Origin of the sequence: Burkholderia sp. Ax-1724, from assembly GCF_011752995.1 — a bacterium.
In the GTDB taxonomy this organism is placed as follows: Bacteria; Pseudomonadota; Gammaproteobacteria; order Burkholderiales; family Burkholderiaceae; genus Paraburkholderia.
Genome location: NZ_VWWL01000009.1, coordinates 193,078 through 214,661, shown reverse-complemented (window position 1 = coordinate 214,661; position 21,584 = coordinate 193,078). Strand labels below are relative to the sequence as shown.

16 protein-coding genes are annotated in these 21,584 nt (G+C 66.2%); 5 read left to right on the top strand and 11 right to left on the bottom strand.

What is annotated here, in order from left to right:
- Positions 1-54: 54 nt before the first annotated feature.
- Both F3J19_RS12895 and F3J19_RS12890 read right to left on the bottom strand, forming a co-directional pair.
- A complete protein-coding gene (locus tag F3J19_RS12895; RefSeq protein ID WP_167041768.1) occupies positions 55-2,676 on the bottom strand; it encodes an AAA family ATPase in 2,622 nt (873 codons plus the stop codon).
- Positions 2,673-3,857: a DNA repair exonuclease gene (locus F3J19_RS12890; RefSeq protein WP_167041765.1), complete on the bottom strand. Its 1,185-nt coding sequence runs from the start codon at positions 3,855-3,857 to the stop codon at positions 2,673-2,675. Before F3J19_RS12890 ends, F3J19_RS12895 begins: the two co-directional genes overlap by 4 nt.
- Positions 3,858-4,187: 330 nt before the next feature.
- Here F3J19_RS12890 and F3J19_RS12885 point away from each other — a divergent pair, with 330 nt between their 5' ends.
- Together F3J19_RS12885 and F3J19_RS12880 are read left to right on the top strand one after the other, a co-directional pair.
- Positions 4,188-5,468, top strand: coding sequence for a DUF445 family protein (locus F3J19_RS12885; protein ID WP_167041762.1), 1,281 nt, complete (start codon positions 4,188-4,190; stop codon positions 5,466-5,468).
- A 172-nt stretch (positions 5,469-5,640) separates the two neighbouring features.
- Positions 5,641-7,623: an AI-2E family transporter gene (locus F3J19_RS12880; protein WP_167041759.1), complete on the top strand. Its 1,983-nt coding sequence runs from the start codon at positions 5,641-5,643 to the stop codon at positions 7,621-7,623.
- Between the two features lie 113 nt (positions 7,624-7,736).
- On the opposite strand, the gene F3J19_RS12875 is transcribed toward F3J19_RS12880, so the two are convergent.
- The 3 genes from F3J19_RS12875 to F3J19_RS12865 form a co-directional block, all read right to left on the bottom strand.
- On the bottom strand, positions 7,737-8,720 hold the full coding sequence (locus F3J19_RS12875) for a 2-dehydropantoate 2-reductase (RefSeq protein ID WP_167041756.1): 984 nt from the start codon (positions 8,718-8,720) through the stop codon (positions 7,737-7,739).
- A gap of 100 nt (positions 8,721-8,820) precedes the next feature.
- Positions 8,821-9,612 carry a class II aldolase/adducin family protein gene (locus tag F3J19_RS12870; RefSeq protein WP_167041753.1) on the bottom strand — a complete coding sequence of 264 codons (792 nt, stop codon included), beginning with the start codon at positions 9,610-9,612 and terminating at the stop codon, positions 8,821-8,823.
- A 141-nt stretch (positions 9,613-9,753) separates the two neighbouring features.
- Positions 9,754-10,953, bottom strand: coding sequence for an amino acid aminotransferase (locus tag F3J19_RS12865; protein ID WP_167041750.1), 1,200 nt, complete (start codon positions 10,951-10,953; stop codon positions 9,754-9,756).
- Positions 10,954-11,189: 236 nt separating this feature from the next.
- Here F3J19_RS12865 and F3J19_RS12860 point away from each other — a divergent pair, with 236 nt between their 5' ends.
- Together F3J19_RS12860 and F3J19_RS12855 are read left to right on the top strand one after the other, a co-directional pair.
- Entirely contained in the window at positions 11,190-12,131 is a 942-nt protein-coding gene (locus F3J19_RS12860) for a LysR family transcriptional regulator (protein WP_167041747.1), read from the top strand.
- A 323-nt stretch (positions 12,132-12,454) separates the two neighbouring features.
- Positions 12,455-12,892, top strand: coding sequence for a hypothetical protein (locus F3J19_RS12855; RefSeq protein ID WP_167041744.1), 438 nt, complete (start codon positions 12,455-12,457; stop codon positions 12,890-12,892).
- Between the two features lie 32 nt (positions 12,893-12,924).
- Here F3J19_RS12855 and F3J19_RS12850 read toward each other — a convergent pair whose 3' ends face one another.
- The 5 genes from F3J19_RS12850 to prpR form a co-directional block, all read right to left on the bottom strand.
- Positions 12,925-13,824 (bottom strand): MipA/OmpV family protein, encoded by a 900-nt coding sequence (locus F3J19_RS12850; protein ID WP_167041741.1) that lies wholly within the window; start codon positions 13,822-13,824, stop codon positions 12,925-12,927.
- Between the two features lie 440 nt (positions 13,825-14,264).
- On the bottom strand, positions 14,265-15,056 hold the full coding sequence (gene msrA / locus F3J19_RS12845) for a peptide-methionine (S)-S-oxide reductase MsrA (protein ID WP_167041738.1): 792 nt from the start codon (positions 15,054-15,056) through the stop codon (positions 14,265-14,267).
- Between the two features lie 423 nt (positions 15,057-15,479).
- Positions 15,480-17,066 (bottom strand): alkyl hydroperoxide reductase subunit F, encoded by a 1,587-nt coding sequence (gene ahpF / locus F3J19_RS12840; RefSeq protein ID WP_167041734.1) that lies wholly within the window; start codon positions 17,064-17,066, stop codon positions 15,480-15,482.
- A 171-nt stretch (positions 17,067-17,237) separates the two neighbouring features.
- Complete coding sequence (gene ahpC, locus F3J19_RS12835; RefSeq protein WP_167041731.1) at positions 17,238-17,801, bottom strand: alkyl hydroperoxide reductase subunit C; 564 nt, start codon at positions 17,799-17,801, stop codon at positions 17,238-17,240.
- A gap of 160 nt (positions 17,802-17,961) precedes the next feature.
- A complete protein-coding gene (gene prpR / locus F3J19_RS12830) occupies positions 17,962-20,019 on the bottom strand; it encodes a propionate catabolism operon regulatory protein PrpR (RefSeq protein WP_167041728.1) in 2,058 nt (685 codons plus the stop codon).
- 210 nt (positions 20,020-20,229) lie between these two features.
- Between prpR and F3J19_RS12825 the strand changes: the two genes are divergently transcribed.
- Positions 20,230-21,111: an oxaloacetate decarboxylase gene (locus F3J19_RS12825; protein WP_167041725.1), complete on the top strand. Its 882-nt coding sequence runs from the start codon at positions 20,230-20,232 to the stop codon at positions 21,109-21,111.
- A gap of 62 nt (positions 21,112-21,173) precedes the next feature.
- Here the strand turns inward: F3J19_RS12825 and F3J19_RS32375 are convergent, their stop codons facing one another.
- A complete protein-coding gene (locus tag F3J19_RS32375; protein ID WP_205192813.1) occupies positions 21,174-21,413 on the bottom strand; it encodes a hypothetical protein in 240 nt (79 codons plus the stop codon).
- Positions 21,414-21,584 lie beyond the last annotated feature (171 nt).

Here is a 21,584-nt window from a genome sequence, read left to right as displayed (position 1 = left end):
CCTGCGGGAAACACGTCCCCTCGCTTCGTCCCGATTCTCCCTGCCTCGCCCCGCTCACGCCACCTTCAGATCCTCGACCGCTCGCTGCCTGACCCCGAGGTCGTCCCACAACTCCGGATGGCACGTGAACACCAGAATCTGGTGCCGCGTGGCCGCGTCGATCAGCGCGCGCTTGAGCGCATCGCGCCGCGACGCGTCGGTATGCACGGCCGCGTCGTCGAGCATCAGCAGGGTTGGCCGGCCCGACGACTGAAGCAGGTCCGCGTAGGCGAGCCGCGTCAGGATGCCGAGCTGTTCGCGCGTGCCGAAGCTGAGCGCGTCGAGCAGTTCCTCGCGGCCCGCGCGATCGAGCGCCGCGGGACTCAGGTCGTCGCCGAGCGCGAGGCTCGCTTGCGGAAAAATCCGCTTCAGGTAGTGGCCCAGCCGCTCGGTCAACGGCGCGCGCAGTTGCGCCACCGCCGCATCGCGTTCGTCGACAAGCACCTCGTCGAGCAAACTCAGCGCGCCCGCGCGCAGGCTCAGCTCGTCCTTGCGGCGCGTGGCCTGCTCGATCTGCGCGTCGAGCGCCGCCAGCCGTTCGCCGAGACCGGACGCGCCCATCGTCTCCAACTGGCTGCGCAGTTGCGCGATCCGCACCTGACGCTCGTGCTGCTCGCTGCGCGCAAGCTCCGCCGACGCGCGATAGCGCTTCGCCTCGGCGGCCGGATCGTCGAGACGCGCCGCATCGAGTTCGCGCTCGCGGCCCTCGCGCTGCTGACGCAATGCATCGACCTTCACGCGCTGCGCGACAAGATTCGCCTGCCATTGCGCGCGGTTGCGGCGAAACGCATCGTCGGCGAGTTGCGCTTCCTTGCGCTGTAGCTGCGCGGCCAGCGAATCGGCCCGCGCGACGCCGGTCGAGCGCGCTTCGGCAGCCTGCGCGAGCACCTTGCGCGACGCATCCAGTGCGTCGCGCGCGAGGTCGGCGTGGCGGCGCGCGTCGTCGAGCGGCGGTGCGGCGGACACGTCGGGCAAGCCCGCAAGCCGCTCGCTCGATGCCTGCAAACGCGCGGCCGTCGAGGCCAGCGCCGCGCGCAACGCATCGATGCCCTGCGGCGCGTGAACCCGCAGAATTTCCGCGTGGCGCTTCTGCTGCGCGAGCGACGCTTTCCAGCGCTCGTGCCGCGCCTGCGCATCGCCCGCCGACGCGACGCCGAGCGTCTGCAACAACTGCGCATGCTGCGCTTCGAGCGACGCCAATTCCGACAATTGCGCGGGCAGATCGGACACGCCCGGAATCACGCGCAATTCGCCGAGTTCGCCCAGGCCGATGCGCTTTTCCTCGTCGACACGCAACACTCCCGTGCCACTGATGCGCGCCTCGCCGACGCTCAACTCGCCGTCGAGCCGATACTCGATGCGCGTCATCGCCGCTTCGGTGCGCGCGCGCAGCACGGTCAATTCGCCGTCGAGCGCGACGAGCCGCTTCAGCCGCGCCTCGTCGATTTCGAGCGCCGCCGCCTCGCGCGCGGCTTGCAGCACCGCTTCGTTCGCCTTGTCGGCTTCCACAATCGACGCGTCGAGGCGCGTGCTTTCCGCGCGATAAAGCTCGATCTGGCTGCGCAGATCGGCGGCGGTCACGGCCGCGTTGGCGAGTTCGAGCGCGCGACTCGCCTCGGCCGAAGCCTGCTCGAATTGCGCGACGCCGCCCGCGGCCTGCGCATGCGCGTTCTGCGCGGCGGCCACTTCGGCGCGCGCCGCATCGAGCTGTTCGCGTTCGCGCGCGACCGCCGCTTCGAGTTCGAGCGCGCCCTGCTCCTGCTGCACCGACAACGCCAGCTCGGCCTCGCCGACCTGCAACGACTGCGCGAGCCCCTCTACGCTGCGTTCGAGTTCCGCGAGCGCGGCCGCGCGTTGCTGCGCCAGCGCGGCCTTCTGCTCGTGCAGCTCCCACGGCCGCCGGCGCCCGGCGTCGTCGAACGCTTCCTGCTGCGCGGCGAGGCGCGCGATGTTGTCGTCGAACTGCTGGCGCTGCTGCTGCAACTCGTCGCGGCTCGCGACGAGCGCCGCGAGCTTCTGTTCGGCTTCGGCGAGCGGCCCGGTCGATTTCTGCGTGCGCGCGGTCAGCAACTGGCGCAATTCGCGCTGCACGGCGGCGATCAGCGCATCCTCGCCGGCCGAGTCGCTGCCGCCCGACAACTGCGCGAGCGCATCGCGCAGATACTGCGCGGCATGCCCGGTCGAATCGCACAGTTCCTGCGTGCCGCCCTGCTGCACCCACAGCAGACCGGGCACGCCCGCGTTCTCGGCCTTCATCGCCCCGCGCGCGGCGCGCGAAAAACCGAGCAGCGCGGCGAGCTTGTCCTCGGCTTCGTCCTCGGTGAACACGGCCTGGCCGATCCGCAGTTCGCAGCGCTGCCGCGAGACGAACTGCTTCGACAGACGGCACGCCTCGCCATCGAGATCGAAGCTCACTTCCACCGACGGCTGTCCGCTCGCGAGCCCCCACGGCAGCAGGTCCTTCAGATGCGAGGCTTTATAGCGTTCGAGAAACACCGTGCGCACGGCTTCCGCGATCGTGCTCTTGCCGGCCTCGTTCGGGCCCGTGAACAGATTGAGGCCGGGCGCCAGGTCGTCGATCACGAGCCGCCCGCTGAACTGCCTGAATTCCTGAATCGCAATGCGCTGCAGCTTCATGCGGACCTCGCTTCGCGCTGCGGCGTGGTATGTGCCATATGTGTCTCACGTTGCCGCGCGGGTTGCTGTTCACGTTGAAAACGCGCGAGCAGCAACAGCGCCTCGGCAGCGTGCCGCGCCTGCTGCGGATCGCCCTGCGGGTCTTCCTGCAAGCCGCGCAGCCGCGCGACGACCTTGGCCAGATAACCGCTTTGCGCGCCGAGTTCGGCGAGATCGTCGGCGGTGGGCAGTACGTGCAGGTCGCCAAGATCGGCCCGCAGCGCGCGCACGCGGGCGCGGGTTTCCTCGACCGCGACACGCAGCGCCTCGGCATCGGCGAGCGCCGCCGTGCCGCCGACCTCGATCCGCAGCACGTCGTCGGCGCCGAGCGCGGCGAGCCGCGTCCGGAGCGCCTCGACGTCGCTCGGCACCGAGATCGTTTCGTCCCAGCGATGCCACCGGTATTGCCCGACCCGCACCGCTTCGACGCGCGGCGGCGCGTCCTCGCCTAGCGTCACGTCGAGCACGAAACCCGGCTCGTTGGCGCGAAAGCGGTCCTGCTCGTGCGTGCCCGCGTACCACGTACGGTCGTCGACACGCAGATGGCCGTGCCAGTCGCCGAGCGCGAGATAGTCGAGCCGCGCGCTCGCGGCACGCGTCGGCGCGAGCGGATTCGACGAATCGATGCTCTCCTGCAGAATTCCGCCGACGCTGCCATGCGCGAGCCCGACGCGCGCATAGCCAGGCGGCGTCTCGGCCGTATCGAAGAAGGCGGTGGTGTCGTCGTAGGTGATGCGTTGCGTGAGCGGCGCGCACAGCAGCGCGCAACGGCAGGCGTCGAGCAGCACGACGCCGGGTTCGAGCACGACGCGCACGTTCGGCGCGATGCAGTTCAGGCGCTGCGCGCGGGTCCACACGCTTTCGACGAGGGCGGCGTCGTGATTGCCGGGCAGCATGATCCAAGGCCCGGAGAACGGTTGCAGCGCCGCGAACAGACGCCGGATCACCGTGTCCGAAACCGTTTGCAGATCGAACACGTCGCCCGCGACGAGCACCGCATCGACGTTGCGCGCGGCCGCTTCCTCAGCGATGCGGCGCACGGTATCGAAGCGCGCCTGTGCGAGATGCGCGGCCTCGTCCGCTTCGAACTGGCCGAACTGCGTGCCGATCTGCCAATCCGCGGTGTGTAGAAATCTGCTCACTGGGTCCTCGTTGCGGTTGTCCTGTCTCGTGCCATGCTGCATCGTGGTTCGTTGCGCCGAACCGCGTTTTGTTACGCTGCTTCGCCGTGTTGTGTTGTGTTGTGTCGCCGCGTGGTTGTCCTGCCGGGTGCGCCGGCGTGCCTTGCCACGACCCGCATCACATCCTGCTGCGCGCCATCGCATTCGACGCAGCCGCATGCGAGTCCAAGCGCGAATGTTACCTTGCCGAAGCCGCCGCGCGTACGCCGGCTGGACGCATGCGCCGGCCGTGCCGCATCATGGCACCCGCACCGTACCGCACCGCCCTCGCCCGACAGGACCACCCCGACGATGGACAAGACCACCGAACTGAAGCGCGCCAGGCGCACGCCCTTATTGCTGCTGCTCGTGGCCGCCGGCGTTTTCGTCGTGACCGCGTTCATGCCGCGCGGCGTGTGGATCGACGGCATCAAGGCGATTGCCGAGGCCGCGATGGTCGGCGCGCTCGCGGACTGGTTCGCCGTCGCCGCGCTGTTCCGGCGCGTACCGCTTCCGCTCGTCGCGCGCCATACCGCGATCATCCCGCGCAACAAGCACAAGATCGCCGATAACCTCGCGGTCTTCGTGCAGGACAAGTTTCTCGACGTGCCCTCGCTCGTCGGCCTGATCCGCCGCCACGACCCGGCGCGCAGCATCACGTTGTGGCTCACCGAGCCGGCCAATACCGCACGCCTCGGCGATTACGTCGTGCGCCTGACGGGCGGCATGCTCGACGTGGCCGACGACGCGCGCATCCAAAGCTTCATCCGCGACGCGCTGCGCGACGTGCTCGCGAAGGTCGATCTGTCGCAAGCGACGGGCGCGATGCTCGACACGCTCACGCGCGACGGCCGCCATCAGGAACTGCTCGACACTGCGCTCGATCAGCTGATCGCACTGCTGCGCGAGCCGCCCGCGCGCGAGTTCATTGCGGCACGCATCGTCGATTGGGTCAGGAGCGAGTATCCGAAGATGGAGAAGATTCTGCCCTCGGCATGGCTCGGCGAGAAAGGCGCGGACGCGATCGCGAGCGCCGCGAACCGAATGCTCGAACAGATCGCGGAGAATCCCGCGCACGAGATGCGCGAGCGGTTCGACGAGGCTGCGCGAAAGCTGATCGCGAAGCTGAAGACCGATCCCGCGTTTTTGCGGCAGGGCGAGGCTTTGAAGCGCTATCTCGTCGAAGGCGAGGCGTTCAGCGCCTACGTGAAGGACATGTGGAGCGAGTTGCGCGCGTGGCTCAAGCGCGACCTGTACAGCACCGACTCGGCGCTGCATGCGCGCGTGGCGGCAATGGGCCAGTGGATCGGCCGCGAACTCGCGAGCGACCCGGCGCTGCGGCAATCGCTGAACGATCATCTCGAAGACGCGGCGCGCGCGATGGCCCCCGACTTCGCGCAGTTCCTCACGCGTCATATCAGCGATACGGTGAAGAACTGGGACTCGCGCGAGATGTCGCGGCAGATCGAACTGAATATCGGCAAGGACCTGCAATACATCCGCATCAACGGAACGCTCGTCGGCGGCTTTATCGGGCTCTTGCTGTATGCGAGTTCGCAACTGCTGGAGCTGCTGCGCATGCAGGTCGGCTAGCTGGCGAGCCGGCGAATCGGCCAACTCGAGCGAGCCCATCGCGCCGCTCCGTTACGATGCGTGCCTCTGGTTCGCGGCACGCCAAACCGCCTACAATTCAGGCATATGTCTTGCTGCCCCGTTATCTCCCGGAACGCCCCGGCAGCGCGCTCCAACCGGAATCTCTGTTCACATGAAAATATCGTTACCGCCGCCGCAGCGGCCGCCGAACCGCGTTTACCCGCCGGGCACGCCAGGCCTGCATGGCCTCGTGTCGCTGATTACCGGCGTCGTGGTCGTGTGCGGCCTCTACTTCGGCCGGGCAGTGCTGATTCCGATCACGCTGTCGGTGCTGCTGAGCTTTCTGCTCGCGCCGCTCGTGCAGATGCTGCGGCGCCTGCACATGGGCCAGTGGCCGTCGATCTTCATTGCCGTGCTGTTCGCGCTCGCCTCGATGCTCGCGGTCGGCGCGCTGATCGGCGCGCAGATCGTGCAGTTGGCCGGCGCCCTGCCGCAGTATCAGGAAGCGATCGAGCAGAAGATCGAAACGGTGCAGGAAAAAACCGTCGGCCGCGCCGACTCGCTGATGAGCAGCACCGCTTCCGTGCTGCAGCGCATGGCGCCGTCGCGCCCCGCTCCGCCGCATCCGACCGGGCGCGCCGCGCGCAACGCGCCCGCGGTGCCGCAGCCGGTCGAGGTGCACGAGCCCGCGCCGACGCCGATCCAGCTTGCGCAGCGCGCGCTGTCGCCGGCCATCGCGCCGATCGAGACGAGCTTCATCGTGCTGGTCGTGACGATCTTCATTCTTTTGCAGCGCGAGGACCTGCGCGACCGGCTCATCAGCCTGTTCGGCTCGCGCGACCTGCACCGCACGACCACGGCGATCAACGACGCCGCCGGGCGTCTGTCCCGCTACTTCGTCGCGCAGCTCGGCGTGAACCTCAGCACGGGCGGCGTGATCGCGATCGGGCTGGCGGTCATCGGCGTGCCGGGCGCGCTGCTGTTCGGCGTGATCGCCGCGCTGCTGCGCTTCGTGCCGTATATCGGCATCTGGATCGCGGCGATCCTCGCCGTGTTTCTCGCGGCCGCGATCCAGCCGCAATGGACGATGGCCGTCTATACGCTGATCCTGTTCATCGTCGTCGACGTGGTGGCCGGGCAGATTGCCGAGCCGCTGCTGTACGGCCATCGCTCGGGGCTCTCGCCGCTCGCGGTGGTGGTCGCGGCGATCTTCTGGAGCTGGCTGTGGGGGCCGATCGGGCTCGTGCTGTCGACGCCGCTCACGCTGTGCGTCGTCACGCTCGGGCGCTATGCCGACCGCCTCAACTTCCTCACCGTGCTGCTCGGCGACCAGCCCGCGCTGACGCCCGCGCAGAATTTCTACCAGCGCCTGCTCGCCGACGATCCGCACGAGGCGATCGTGCAGGCCGAGCGGTTGCTGCGCGAGATGTCGCTGATCGACTACTACGACAAGGTCGCGCTCGAAGGCTTGCGGCTCGCGCGTAACGACGCGCTGCGCGGCGTGCTGATGCCGGACCAGTTGCAGCGGATCAACGACGCGCTCGTCGATATCGTCGAGAACCTCGAAGTCGCCGATGGCTTGCCGGACACGCTCGCGCGCGCCGATGCGGCCCACGCCACCCACGCCACCGAGATGGGCGGCACGCTGCTCGCCAGCGCGCCGCAGGAAGCGGCCGGGCACCGCGGCGATCATGTGCCCGCGCATACGCCCGAGTCGCGGGACGCGACGAAAACGGCGGTGCTGTGCGTGCCCGGACGCGGCGCGTTCGACGAAGTGACGACCGCGATCGCGGTGCAACTGCTCGGCCGCCAGGGCTTCGCGCCGATGATGGCGACGCACTCCGGCTATCGCAGCGCGCACGCCGACGAGCCGAGCTACAAGGACGCGTCGATCATCTGCATCGTGTCGCTCGATGCGCCCGAGTCGCCGCCGTATCTGCGCAACATGCTGCGGCGCACGCGCGAATGGCGGCCGCGCGCGACGCTCGTGGTGGGCGTCGGCATCAGCGAGCCGGCGGAACGTAATGGCGCGGAACTGGAAACGGCCGGCGCCCTGCCGGCGTCGCCCACGTTTCGGGCGATGATCGAGGAATGCCACGCCGCGACGGGCGAGCTGCCGATGCGGCCGTCGGTGCATGCGGCTGGGGCCGAGTAACGCGCGCGCGGACTCATTGCGGCGAGTCCGCATGAAAAACCGCGCGGTTTTCAGGCAAGACCGCGCTCGAGGGTTCGGGCCTGCGTGCCTCGAACCCTGACTGCCTCACCGCCTCACTGCTTCGGATACAAACCCAACGTGCTCGCCTGCAACCGCGCGAGCCCGAGCAATACGTCGGTATACGGCGTCGGCACCTGCGTCAGCTGCCCGAGTTCGCGTACCGCCCCGACCAGCGCGTCGAGCTCGACCGCCTTGCCCGCCTGCACGTCCTGCAACATCGAGGTTTTCATCGCGCCGAGCTTCAGCGTGATCGCGTGACGATCGTCGGGCGCCTGCTCGATCGGAATGCCGAAGCGCGCGCCGATCTCCTTCGCTTCGAGCATGATCTGCGTAACGAAGCCGCGCACGAGTTCGTCGCCGAGAATCCGGTCCGTCGTCGCGCCCGTGAGCGCGCTGACCGGGTTCATCGTCATGTTGCCCCACAGCTTGTACCAGACGTCGCGCTGGATCTGCGCCGACATCGACGCATCGAAGCCGGCCGCCCTCAGCAGCGCCGCGAGCTGTTCGACGCGCTCGCTCGGCTGCCCCGACGCCTCGCCGACGATCAGCCCGTTGCCCTGGTGATGGCGGATCACGCCGGGTGCATCGACGAGGCAGCTCGCATGCACGACACAGCCGACCGTCCGCGCGCCGGGAATCGCCGCCGCGATTGCGCCGTCCGGGTCGATCGACGTCAGGCGCTGCCGCGCGAAGCCGCCGCCGAGCCCGTCGCAGAACCACCACGGCACGCCGTTCATCGCCGTCAGCACGATCGTGCCGGGGCCGAGCAGCGGCGCGATTCGCGCGGCCACCGCCGCCATCGCCGGTCCCTTCACCGCGATCACGACGAGTTCCTGCACGCCGAGGCTGGCGGGATTCTCGCTCGCCTCGACCTGTTCGGCGAACACGACGCCGCCTTCGACCAGACGCAGCCCGTGCTGGCGCAATGCGTCGAGCGTCGCGCCGCGCGCCACCACGCTCACCGCGTGGCCGGCCTGTGCGAGCTTCACGCCCATCCAGCCGCCGATCGCGCCGGCGCCATAGATCGCTACTTTCATCGCTTCAATCCTTGCGTGGATTCCTGACTGGGTTTCTTGACCTGCTTGCCGCGTTGAGGCTTCGAACGGGTCATGTGCTCCTCATGCGCCCATCACGCGCTCACTGCCGGTAGCTCGCGTCGATGCGATCGACGCGCCGCACCAGCGCATCGAACACGTCCTGCCCCGCGCCGTGGCGCGGGTCGAACTGCAGCGCATCGCGCGAGCAGCGGGCCGCCACGTCCTCGGGCACCGGCCGCACGCGGCCCATCGCAAACGTCGCCATCTGGATTTCGCACGCGCGGTTGAGCGTCCACAGTATCGCGAAGGTCTGCGGCAACGTGTGGCCCCATGCGAGCAGGCCGTGATTGCGCAGGATCACCGCCTGGCGGTTGCCGATATGTTCGAGCAGACGCGGCCCCTCTTCCGCATGAATCGTAATGCCCTCGAAGTCGTGGTACGCAATGCGCTCGTGCAGTTGTGCGCTATAGAAGTTGGTCTGCTGCAAGCCGTCTTCGAGACAGGCCACGGCGACACCCGCTGTCGTATGCGTGTGCATCACGCAGTGCGCCTCGGGAATGCCTTCGTGAATCGCCGCATGCACGACAAAGCCGGCCGGGTTGACCGGATGCGGCGAGCCGTCGAGCACGCGGCCGTGCGCATCGATTTTCACGAGATTGCGCGCGGTCACTTCGCTGTAGTGCAGCCCGAACGGGTTGATGAGGAAGTGGCGCTCGTTGCCGGCGACGCTCGCCGGCACGCGCAACGTAATGTGGTTGTAGATCATCTCGGTCCAGCCGAGCATGTCGAAGATGCGATAGCACGCGGCGAGCTGCACGCGCGCCTGCCATTCGTCGGGATGCAGGGCGGTGGACGGCGCTACGCTCGCCGGCCGGGTTTCGAGGGTCGTCATTCGTGTCTCCGTGATTGTCGTGGCGGCGCTGCGTCATGCCATGCCATGTTATGCCGCGGCGCCGCCCGTCGATACCTGCCGCCATTCGCCGCCGTCATGCGCGGCATACTGCCGCGCTTGATGCCTGGCTCGATGCCGGACTCAGGCGCCCGACACCACCGCTGCGATCGACGAGGCCACGTACTCGGCGTTGCGCGCGTTGAGGCCCGCGACGCACATGCGTCCCGAGCGCAGCACGTACACTGCGTATTCGTTACGCAGGCGCTCGACCTGGCTTTCGGACAGCCCTGTGTACGTGAACATGCCGCGTTGCGCGACGTAGCGCGTGCGCATTACGTCGTCCACACGGCCTTCGAGGCCCGCGTAGATCGTGTTGCGCATCGCCAGAATCCGCTCGCGCATCGCGCCGAGTTCGGCTTCCCACGAGGCGCGCAGTTGCGCATCGGCAAGCACGTTGGCGACGAGGCGCGCGCCGTGCGTCGGCGGATTGCTGTAGTTCGCGCGCACCGCCGCCATCAGTTGGCCGAGCACGCGCGCGGCTTCGTCGGCGCTCCGGCACACGACGCTCAAGGCGCCGCAGCGTTCGCCGTACAACGAGAAGTTCTTCGAGAACGAATTGGCGACGATCAGCGGCACGTCCGCGTCGGCGAGCAGACGCACGCAGGCGGCGTCTTCCTCAAGGCCCGCGCCGAAACCCTGGTAGGCCATGTCGACGAACGCGATCAGCTTGCGGCGCTGCAATACCGGCACCAGTTCGGCCCATTGCGCCGGGCTCAGATCGACACCGGTCGGGTTATGGCAGCACGCATGCAGCAGCACGACGCTCTTTTCGGGCAGCGTATCGATCGCGGCGAGCATCTCGGCGAAACGCAGGCCACCCGTTTGCGGGTCGTAGTACGGATAGGTGTTGACCGTGAGCCCCGCCGCCTCGAACACGACGCGATGGTTTTCCCAGCTCGGGTCGCTGATCCACATCTGCGAGCCCGGGAAATAGCGCTTAAGGAAATCGGCACCGACCTTGAGCGCGCCCGAGCCGCCGAGCGTCTGCAGGGTGGCGATGCGGCCCGCCTCGCGCGCCGCGTGGTTCGCGCCGAACACGAGCGCCTGCGCGGTGTCGCGATAGAGCGGCAGACCCGCCATCGGCAGATACGAGCGCGGGCCGATCGCGTCGAGCAGCGCGGTTTCGGCGCGGCGCACCGCGTCGATGACGGGCAGCTTGCCGGCGTCGTCGAAATAGATGCCGATGCTCAGGTTGACCTTGTTCGGCCTGGGGTCCAGCTGAAAGTCTTCGTTCAGGCTCAGAATCGGGTCGCCGGGATAGGCGGGAATGTGGTCAAACATGGCAAGTCCTTGAAGGCGGCCTCGAAAGGCCAAGGGTAGCGGCCGCGACACCGGGGCCGCGCACCTCGGCCGAGCGGTTTCGGCGACGTCGGGCGCGGCCGCGGACGACCAGGCAAAACTCAAGTCTAAGCGGGTTTGCCCGACGACGTCGATTTGCACGAGTATCGGCCCTCGGCGCGCGCGGCACAATCAAGCGATTTTTCACGATTCGTAAGTTTTTCTTTAGAATCGGCCCTATGCCTCTTACCCGTGTCACGATCCGCCAGTTCGAAGCGTTTCTCGCCATCGTCGATCTTCACAGCATCGGCGCGGCGGCGGCCCGGCTCGGGCTGACTGCCTCGGCGGTCAGCCAGTTGCTGGCCGAACTCGAAACCGAACTCGGCTTCCGGCTGTTCGATCGCACGACGCGGCGCGTCGCGCTGTCGAGCGCGGGACAGGATTTCCTCGCCTCGGCCGAATCGGTGCTGCGCCACGTACGGGCGGCCGCGCAATCCGCCGACGACATCCGCAACCGCGCGGCCGGCATCGTGCGCGTGGGCGCGCCGCTCGTGATCGCGGCCACCGCGCTGCCCGCGGCGATCGCCGACTATGCGCGCGACAAGCCGAAGGTCGTCGTGCGCATCTGCGACACCGGGGTCGAGCAACTGGTGGAGCGCGTCGAGAGCGGCGACGTCGATCTCGCGATCGGCCCCGACCGGCCAAGCGGCGCGCGCGTGCGCTGCGATCCGGCGTTCGCGAGCCCGTGGGTCATGTGGTGCGCGGCCACGCACGCGCTCGCGGCGCGCCGGCGCGTGCAGTGGCGGCATCTGCGCGACGTGCCGATCGTCGCGACCGGGCGCGATCACGAACGCGCGGTCGACCAGATGCGCGCGAATCTGCCGGCCGAGGCGCGCATTATCCCGGTCGACGTCGTCGACAACGTCACGACCGCGTTCGGTCTCGCCTCGCAAGGGCTCGCGGTCACGCTGGCGCCGGCCTACGTCGCGCCGCTCGCGCGCACGTTCGGGCTCGTGATGAGGCGCATCGTCGATCCCGAAACGATTCGCGGGGTTTGCGTGTATCGCTCGACCGAGCGCGCGCTGTCGCCGTCCGCCGATGGTTTCGCGGATTTCGTCATGCCGTGGTTAAGGCGCTGGGATCGGGAGATGCAGAGCGAGGCGCGGGGAAAGCGGGAGTGAGGCTGGATGGCAGGTTGCGCTGAAGGCGCTGACTGCCTCGACGCGCTCGCTCTGTCGATACGCTGCTGCGAATGCAATTCAACCAGGTTTTCTATTTTGGGCCTTCGCCCATGTACGGACAGCCTGCCGCACGACGATTATCTGATCTCTGCCGATCCGGGCAGCGACTTCAAATCAATCGTCGGCCTGTCTATGTCCTTGACCGTCTATCGCGGTCAGGGCGCCCCTCACGCCCACAACGGGACAATCGATCCGCCTGGCGGGCAGCTCGGGCACGGCCCCGGTCTGCCGTTTTCACTGCTCCCCTGATAGACGGAAACGAAATGGAAAAATCAAATTACACAAACGTGCGGGAAATCCAGAGTTTCCCGAGCTTCCACGATGCCGAACTCTTGCGGATCGAGCACCGTCGCGATGAACGCGAGTTGGAGCTCGGCTTCAAGCGTGTCAATGGTGAAATAGAGGTCCTGCTTTTCAGGCAGGTGCTTGCCATGCGGATGCTGGATTTCGCGGAGCAAAATGTTGCCTCGCGCGTATTGCTGTCGCCGATACATTCGTTTTCCGTCAACGAGGTGAGAACCATCGTCGGATGGATTCGCAGCTGGGCCGACTCCAAACCCGTGCTCGTGTCTCAGGAGCAAGCGGAGCAGATCACTCAATCCATACAGGCAGGAAAAACAGCGCTATTCGCACTGGATCCCTCATGCGGCGCTGAAGTCGCCGTCCTGTGTGAATCGGCATGGCTACGGCAACGCGATTGATCGCGTCGCCGTATTCGCCGGCCCCGGTCGCCTCAGAACCGATAGTTGATCGACACATCGGCAACCCCGGTCGCCCGGCTGTGCGTGATCGGACTGTTGCCCGCGCTGCCGACCAGTTGCTCGAATGCGCCATCCGCGGTGGCGAACCAGTGCCTGTTGAACAGCCAGACCGCGCTGATGCCGAAGCCCACCGACTTGAAGCCCGCGCTCGCGTGGTACGGCGAATACTGCGAGTGAGCGGCCTGCTCCTGATTGACGCCGAACCAGCTGTTCATGTATTTCGAGTCGGCAAGCGTCACGTTCTGACCGGCGAACCAGAAGAACTGCTTCGTGCTGCCGGGCATCGGCAGATAGGCGCCGAGATCGCCGGTCCATCCGTTCGAGCCGCCGAAGTAGCGGCGAATGTCGGCGCGCACGACGAGCGGAAACGTCTTCGACACGACGTATTCGCCGGCCAGCTTCAGACCCGGCGCCGCGTTGATGTTGCCGAGTCCGTCGAGTTCCTGCGGATCGTCGCGCGCGCGCCGCCCGAGGTCGTAGACGGCGGCGAGACTCATGCGCCAGTTCTCGCCCTGCGCGAAGTTCGCGCCGAAGCCCTCGCCGCTCGACAGAAAGAACAGGTCCTTGTAGCGCACGTCGAGGCTCGGCCCGGCCACGACGTGATAGCGGTCCGAACCCTCGAAGCGCGGCTGAAACGACGTCGCCGCGCCGAGGCGCACCTGCCAGTCGGGGATGTCCGGCTGATACATCTTCTGCAGTGCAATGCCGGCCGAGTACTGCCACTCCCCGAGCGGCGACGGCGTCTGTGCGAAGGCGACGCCGGGCAGAAAGACCATTGCGCCAAGGGTCGCCTCGACGAGCGAACTCGCCGCGCTGCCGGTTTGTTTGTGGCGGAGCCTGCCGCCCCGCTTCTTTCTACGGCTGTTCAACACCAGGGGCCTCCGATCTCGCCTTGTCGCGAGGAGCTTGGGTCCTTGCCCGAGGTCCATGAGCGGACCTGAAACTCGGGCGACTGCCGCGCGGCTACTGACGGCAATGTAATTTTTCCAGCAGGAGATGCGGGCTGTGCGGCATGCGCTTGCGCCGCGCTACTGCATCGGCGACGCGCGACGATCACGCCGTGCGCGGCTTTCGCATCAACGGCCGGGTTGCGGAAAATGGCCGCTGGAAAGCACTTACGCAAAATATGCGCCACGTTCGTGGTGATTCGATGATCGGATGATACGGGCGCTGCTGCGGGAACGGCGCGCGAGGGGTCGGGGCGAAGATCGGAGTGAAGCGGTCGCGCCATGCGCCGCAAAAGAGCACGAACAACGACCGCCTTCGTCGCCCGGAAGACGACGAAGGTAAGGAAGAAGGCGTCACGGCGCCACTACTGCTGCGCTTCGACCAGCACCGGCTTGTCGCGATACAGATTGGGGAATAGCCGTTTCAGATTGACGATTTTCGGCATGTCGTTGATCGCGATATAGGCCGAATCGGGATGCAACGTCAGGTAGTTCTGATGGTACGACTCGGCCGGATAGAAGCCCTTGTACGGCTCCGCCTTCGTGACGATCGGCGCAGGAAACACATGCGATCTGTCGAGCTGCGCGATATAGCTCTGCGCCACCCGCCGCTGCGCGTCGTTGAGCGGGAACACCGCCGAGCGGTATTGCGTACCGCTATCGGGCCCCTGACGGTTCAGTTGGGTCGGGTCCTGAATCACCGAGAAATAGACCTGTAAAAGTTGGCCGTACGTGACCTTGCCCGGATCGAACGTGACCTGCACCGATTCGGCGTGGCCCGTTTCGCCACCGCTGACGGTCTCGTACTGTGCGGTATCGCGCGCGCCGCCCGAATAGCCTGACACCGCCTTCGTCACGCCGCGTACGTGCTGGAACACGCCCTGCACGCCCCAGAAGCAGCCGCCCGCGAACACCGCGGTTTCCTCGCGCGGCATGCCGGCGGCAAGCGGTTCATCGAGTGTGGGTGGCGCGATCGCGACCGCGGTCTCCGCCGAGAACGCGATGCGCTGCGTGAACACCAGCGCAAACAGGCCGGCGCCGAGCAGCGCGAAGACTGCTGCGGTACGTGAGCGAGCCGGAATACACGACGAGATCGACGAAAAAGTACGCAATAAGCCGCGAAACGAGGTACGAAAACTACGCTTGCCGAGATTCATTTTGCGTCTCCTCATTCAACCCGCACACTCGGTCGATACACCCCAGTCGATACGCTCGCGAATCGCGATGCGAGACCGCCGTCGATCTGAACAATGTCCGTTTGTTGCCGCAAAATCGTGATGTCATTCATGGTGATCGCTCCGGAAAAAACATATCGTTCACGCGGTGCGATGCTGCATCCCGGTGCATGGATGCTTCCCCTCGCGCGTGACCCGAAGCTTAGTCGGCGGTCACACCGTTTTATGACAGCATGCGCGTCTTTTCTCGCGGCAGCACGACTTGCAGCGGGAATTTCGCAGAGAAAAACCGCCCTTCAACGGCTGCTTTTCGGCTTGTGCAGCTTCGCCGCGACGGCCCGCGCAAATAAAAACGGCAGCCCTCAGGCCGCCGTTCCGTTCACCACTACAGCACAAGCAATACGATCAAACCGTTGCTTCGACCTGCGCTTCGCTCTCTTCGTCCGCGCTGCTGCGGATCAGGTGATCGAACGCGGACAACGATGCCTTCGCCCCCTCGCCGACCGCGATCACGATCTGCTTGAACGGCACCGTGGTCACGTCGCCGGCGGCGAACACGCCCGGCACCGAAGTCGCACCGCGCGCATCGACGACGATCTCGCCATGCTTCGACAGCTCCACCGTGCCCTTGAGCCATTCGGTGTTCGGCACGAGGCCGATCTGCACGAACACGCCTTCGAGTTCGATTGTCTTCACGTCGCCCGAAGCCAGGTCCTTGTAGACCAGACCGTTGACCTTCTTGCCGTCGCCGGTGATCTCCGTGGTCTGCGCCTGCGTGACGACCGTCACGTTCGGCAGGCTGCGCAGCTTGCGTTGCAGCACTTCGTCGGCTCGCAGCGTCGCGCCGAATTCGAGCAGCGTCACTTCGCGCACGAGACCGGCGAGGTCGATCGCCGCCTCGACGCCCGAGTTGCCGCCGCCGATCACCGCGACGCGCTTGCCCTTGAACAGCGGGCCATCGCAGTGCGGGCAGTACGCCACGCCGTGATTGCGATACTCGCGCTCGCCCGGCACGTTGATTTCGCGCCAGCGCGCGCCGGTCGCGAGGACGATCGTCTTCGCCTTCAGCACCGCGCCATTCGCGAGACGCACCTCGTTGATGCGCCCCGGAATCAGCGCTTCGGCACGCTGCACGTCCATGATGTCGACGTCATAAGCCTTTACGTGCTGTTCGAGCGCGGTCGCGAACTTCGGTCCTTCGGTTTCCGTCACCGAGACGAAGTTTTCGATCGCGAGCGTGTCGAGCACCTGGCCGCCGAAACGCTCGGCCACGACGCCGGTCGCAATGCCCTTGCGCGCCGAGTAGATGGCCGCCGCCGCGCCCGCCGGGCCGCCGCCGACGATCAGCGTGTCGAATACCGGCTTCTTTTCCAGCTCCTTGGCAGCACGTGCACCGGCGTTGGTGTCGAGCTTCGCGAGGATTTCCTTGACGCCGCTGCGGCCCTGGCCGAACACTTCGCCGTTCATGAACATCGTCGGCACGGCCATGACCTGGCGCGCTTCGACTTCGTTCTGGAACAGCGCGCCGTCGATCGCGACGTGACGGATGCGCGGGTTGATCAACGCCATCACGTTCAGCGCCTGCACGACTTCCGGGCAGTTCTGGCACGACAGCGAGAAATACGTTTCGAATTGATAGTCGCCGTCGAGACTGCGGATCTGTTCGATCACTGCGTCGTCGAGTTTGACCGGATGGCCGCCGACCTGCAGCAAGGCGAGGACGAGCGACGTGAATTCATGCCCCATCGGAATGCCGGCGAAACGGATGCCGGTGTCCTTGCCCGCTTCGCCGATCGAAAACGACGGCTTGCGTTCGCTGTCGCCGCGACGCTCGATCACCGTGACGCGCTCCGACAACGTCGCGATATCGTTCAGCAAGGCCAGCAGCTCCTGCGACTTCGCGCTGTCGTCGAGCGAAGCGACGAGTTCGATAGGCCTGCTAACTTTTTCGAGGTACGTTTTGAGTTGAGTCTTGAGATTGGCGTCAAGCATGGCTTTGCGTTTTCCGTGACGTGGGGTGTGGGGTTCCCGGCACCGCACGCGTCGGATAGAACACGTGCGGCCCGAGGACGCACGAAGCGCCGTATCGGGCGTTTCGCGCGGTGATGCACCGGAAAATACCGGGAAATGTCGACTACAGCCGCAGCAGGCGCTGCGCAGACCTTAGATCTTGCCGATCAGATCGAGCGACGGGGTCAGCGTTTCTGCGCCCGGCGTCCACTTGGCGGGGCAAACTTCACCCGGGTGAGCCGCGATGTACTGGGCAGCCTGAACCTTGCGCAGCAGCTCGCCGGCGTCACGGCCGATGCCGTTGTCGTGGACTTCGCACAGCTTGATCTCGCCTTCCGGGTTGACCACGAACGTGCCGCGCAGTGCGAGGCCTTCTTCTTCGATCAGCACGTCGAAGTTGCGCGAGATGGCGAGCGTCGGGTCGGCCAGCATCGGGTACTTGATCTTCTGGATCGTGTCCGACGTGTCGTGCCATGCCTTGTGCGTGAAATGCGTATCGGTCGACACGCTGTAGATTTCCACGCCGAGCTTCTTGAAATCTTCGTAACGATCGGCCAGGTCACCGAGTTCGGTCGGGCAGACGAACGTGAAGTCGGCCGGGTAGAACACGAAAACCGACCACTTGCCCTTCAGGCTTTCTTCAGTGACGGTCGTGAAATCGCCATTGTGGTAAGCCTGTGCCTTGAACGGTTTGACTTGACTGTTGATGATCGGCATTTGCTGAGTCCTCTTTCTGAGTGGGTGGAAAGTGGAGTCAGTATGCCAAACCGAGCCCGATAGGTAAAGCGGATTGTTTAAATGATATTGATAGTCTGACACTATTTATTTTACCGGTACCGACTATCGGCTCGCTTTGGGGGCCTGCGGCCAGGCCGCTTCAATCCTTCAGAAGCCGCCACAGCGTGGTCCGGCCGATCCCCAGTGCGCGGCTCGCGGCCGCGCGATTGCCGCCGGAGCGTTCGAGCGCGAGCAGCACTTCCTCGCGGGTCGGCATCGCGCGCGGGGCCGTGGCGTCGGCGGCGACGCCAGCGCTTGTCTGCTGCGCTTCGGACGCCGTTGCCGGCCCAAGCCGCCCGAATTCGGGAAACACCGCCTGCCAGTCCGCCGAGGCGTCGTCCGGCGCGCTGTTGCCAGCCATCGAACCGATATAGATCGCGGCGCGCACGAGCAGGTTTTCGAGCTCGCGGACGTTGCCCGGCCACGCGTAATTCGCAAAAAGCGGCGCCAGAAACGCCAGCACCCGTTCGAGCGACGCCGCCGGCAAGCCGTACTGCAGCGCGTTGCGGCCCAGCAGATGCCGCGCCAGCAAGGCAATGTCGGCGCGCCGTTCACGCAATGGTGGCAATTTTATCTGAAGCAGGTTTAATCGAAAATACAGATCCGCGCGAAACGCACCCTGCTCGACGAGCGCATGCAGGTCGCGGTGCGTCGCCGCGATCACGCGCACGTCGACCGGCGTGGCGCGGCTCGCACCGAGCTTCATCACCTCGCGCTCCTGCAGCACGCGCAGCAGCCGGCTTTGCAGCGCGGCCGGCATTTCGCCGATTTCATCGAGAAAAATCGTGCCGGTATGCGCGATTTCGAAGAGCCCCGGCTTGCCGCCGCGCCGCGCGCCCGTGAACGCGCCTTCCTCGTGGCCGAACAGTTCGCTTTCGATCAGCCCCTCGGGCAGCGCCGCGCAGTTGAACGCGACGAACGGATTGCCGCGCCGCGGGCTCGCGTTGTGGATGCCCTGCGCGACCAACTCCTTGCCGGTGCCGCTTTCGCCGCTCAGCAGCACGGTCGCGTCGTGCGCGGCGCCGGCCAGCGCGAGCCGGCGCACGCGTTCGAGCGCCGCCGACGCGCCGATCAGATCGTCGAGCCGATGCCGCGCGACCAGTTGCTTCGGCCGCTGGTTCGTGCGCAGCGAGCGGTCGATCCGCTGCGCGACGAGCGCGTCCTGCGCGGTCACGACGAAACCGGCGCGCGTGCCCTGCTCGACGATCGGCACGCAATTGACGATCAGCGCGCGCCCGCCTATCTGCTCGATGCGCTCGTCGACCGGCCGGTCGTGGCCGAGGATTTCGCGCAGCAGCGGCGCGAGCGTGCGTGTGACCTGCGATGACAGGTCGCCGGCGTCCTGCGGAATCGGTTTCCCGGCGCCTGCGAGAGGCGCTTCTTTCGCCGTGTCGAGCCTGAGCCCGAGCAGTTCGAGCATGGCCGGGTTGACGGCTTCGAGCTGACCGGCCTCATCGAACGCGGCGACGCCGTCGCGCAGATGCGCGACGATCGTATTCAGCCGCACGCGCTTCGCCTCCTTCTGCCGGCTCACGCGCGCCAGTTCGACCGACTGCTCGAAGGCTTCCTCGACCGCCGCGAGCGAGTACAGGAAAACGCTCTCCATGCCGGCCTGCTGCGCCAGATCGCAGGCCATGCCGGCCCCGATGACGACGCCGCAGCCCTCGGCGGCCAGCTGTTCGACCACGAGCCGCACCTCGTCGAGCGACCGATAGGCGCGCTGCCGCAAATCGGCATTGAGCAGCGGGCTCAGATCGGCGAGTTCGTGCGCGATCGCCGCGTGCAGCACGAGCCCGATGCGCGCGCCGGGCCACGTGGCCGTGGCGCGCGTGATCGCGCTCAGCACGTCGAAGCCGTTCACCTTGACCATCACGACCGGCACGCTGAGGTTCTCGCGCAGATACGCGCCGTTCGAGCCGGCGGACAGCACGACGTCGACCGCGCCCGCATCCACGTAGGCTTGCAGTGCCGCGACGGCCGCACCGTAGCCCTCGCGCACCGTGAAGAATTTCGCGCGTCCGGCGTAGCGCGGCTCGACCGCCTCGCACAGCGATTGCAGCCGGCTGATGCTGACGAGCGCGACGCCGGGACGGCTGGAATCGGCGTTCGAATTGAGGGGTGGGATCGGGTTGGCGAGAAACGGGTTGAAGGTGGACACCGTGGGGCTCCTGGTTGAAGCAGTGTCGATGAAACGTTTCTGGAACGTTTTACTTATTCTGCCATGAACACCCCATGAACACCTTTTACCGGCTTATGTCACGCCAACCCTTGATCCGCCGGTTTGCCCCCGAAACACCAGTCAATGGCATGCTTCCTGCACAATGCTGCGTACGTTCCACCCACGCTTTTCTTCCGGAGACATAGCACCATGACGACAGCCGCCACCCGCCGCGCCGCGTTCCGCGCCAAGGTCAATCAACGCCAGGGCCTGCTCGTGCCTGGCGCGTTCAACGCGATGAGCGCACGCGTGATCGAGGACGCCGGTTTCGAAGCGATCTACGTCACCGGCGCGGGCGTCACCAATATGTCGCTGGGCCTGCCCGACCTCGGCTTTATCGGCCTTGCCGAAGTCGCCGAGCACACGGCACGCATTCGCGACGCGGTTGCGCTGCCGCTGCTCGTCGACGCCGACACCGGCTTCGGCAACGCGTTGAACGTGCGGCAGACCGTGCGCGTGCTCGAGCGCAGCGGCGCCGACGTGATCCAGTTCGAGGACCAGGTGATGCCGAAGAAATGCGGCCACTTCTCGGGCAAGGAAGTGGTCGCCACGAGCGAGATGGTCGGCAAGCTCCGCGCGGCCGTCGATGCGCGCGAGGACGCCAACCTGCAGATCATGGCGCGTACCGACGCGGCCGCGGTGCATGGCATCGAGGACGCGATCGAGCGTGGCCATCGCTTCATCGAGGCGGGCGCCGACATTCTCTTTATCGAGGCAACCGAGTCGCTCGCCGACATCGAACGTCTGCCGTCGCTGTTCGAGACGCCGCAACTCATCAACATCGTGATCGGCGGCAAGACGCCGGTGCAGTCGCGCGAAACGCTCGCGAAGCTCGGCTACGGCATCGTGCTGTACGCGAACGCGGCGCTGCAAGGCGCGCTGGTCGGCATGCAGCGCGCGCTCGGCACGCTCCGGAGCAACGGCCGCCTCGACGAAGACGCGACGATCGTTGCGCCGTTCAGCGAGCGTCAGCGGCTGGTTAATAAGCCGTTGTATGACCGGCTCGATAAGGAGTATGCGGCGAAGGAGTAAGGAGACGGCGGCCACTCATGGAAGCGCAGGCCGGCTACGTATTCTCGTGACCAGGCCTGCCGTTATCCGATCACGCCGGGAGAACGCAGGAACAGGCCTATTTGATGGTCGAATGCATCCATCGTCCCGAGATATTCCTTCTTGCAATACGATGCGATCTCTGCCCTGCTCTTTCCGCTGAAGTATGCACTCGCGGGTTGAGCCTTCTTATAGTCGAATGCCGATCCGTAAATCGATGTAGACGCATACGCCGTCTGTGCTACCAGGCAAAGCAGCCCAAATAATCTAATGACGTGCATCATAGGCTCTCCTTTGTACGGATAGGTTCTCGAAGTGCTTGCCCATCGCCGGTTACGGAACGTGCGATGCGTCCCGCGAGATCGACCCCGTCCCGCGTGATCCAGGCGTATCAACGTTAGCCAGATTTCTCCCCTAAGCTCTTAAACCCGCGTGCGGATCGCGCAAAACACATA

Excerpts from the sequence above, each read along its gene's own strand:
- F3J19_RS12895 (WP_167041768.1), bottom strand. The coding sequence starts at position 2,676 with ATGAAGCTGCAGCGCATTGCGATTCAGGAATTCAGGCAGTTCAGCGGG.
- F3J19_RS12885 (WP_167041762.1), top strand. The coding sequence starts at position 4,188 with ATGGACAAGACCACCGAACTGAAGCGCGCCAGGCGCACGCCCTTATTG.
- F3J19_RS12880 (WP_167041759.1), top strand. The coding sequence starts at position 5,641 with ATGAAAATATCGTTACCGCCGCCGCAGCGGCCGCCGAACCGCGTTTAC.
- F3J19_RS12875 (WP_167041756.1), bottom strand. The coding sequence starts at position 8,720 with ATGAAAGTAGCGATCTATGGCGCCGGCGCGATCGGCGGCTGGATGGGC.
- F3J19_RS12870 (WP_167041753.1), bottom strand. The coding sequence starts at position 9,612 with ATGACGACCCTCGAAACCCGGCCGGCGAGCGTAGCGCCGTCCACCGCC.
- F3J19_RS12865 (WP_167041750.1), bottom strand. The coding sequence starts at position 10,953 with ATGTTTGACCACATTCCCGCCTATCCCGGCGACCCGATTCTGAGCCTG.
- F3J19_RS12860 (WP_167041747.1), top strand. The coding sequence starts at position 11,190 with ATGCCTCTTACCCGTGTCACGATCCGCCAGTTCGAAGCGTTTCTCGCC.
- F3J19_RS12855 (WP_167041744.1), top strand. The coding sequence starts at position 12,455 with ATGGAAAAATCAAATTACACAAACGTGCGGGAAATCCAGAGTTTCCCG.
- msrA (WP_167041738.1), bottom strand. The coding sequence starts at position 15,056 with ATGAATCTCGGCAAGCGTAGTTTTCGTACCTCGTTTCGCGGCTTATTG.
- ahpF (WP_167041734.1), bottom strand. The coding sequence starts at position 17,066 with ATGCTTGACGCCAATCTCAAGACTCAACTCAAAACGTACCTCGAAAAA.
- ahpC (WP_167041731.1), bottom strand. The coding sequence starts at position 17,801 with ATGCCGATCATCAACAGTCAAGTCAAACCGTTCAAGGCACAGGCTTAC.
- F3J19_RS12825 (WP_167041725.1), top strand. The coding sequence starts at position 20,230 with ATGACGACAGCCGCCACCCGCCGCGCCGCGTTCCGCGCCAAGGTCAAT.
- F3J19_RS32375 (WP_205192813.1), bottom strand. The coding sequence starts at position 21,413 with ATGATGCACGTCATTAGATTATTTGGGCTGCTTTGCCTGGTAGCACAG.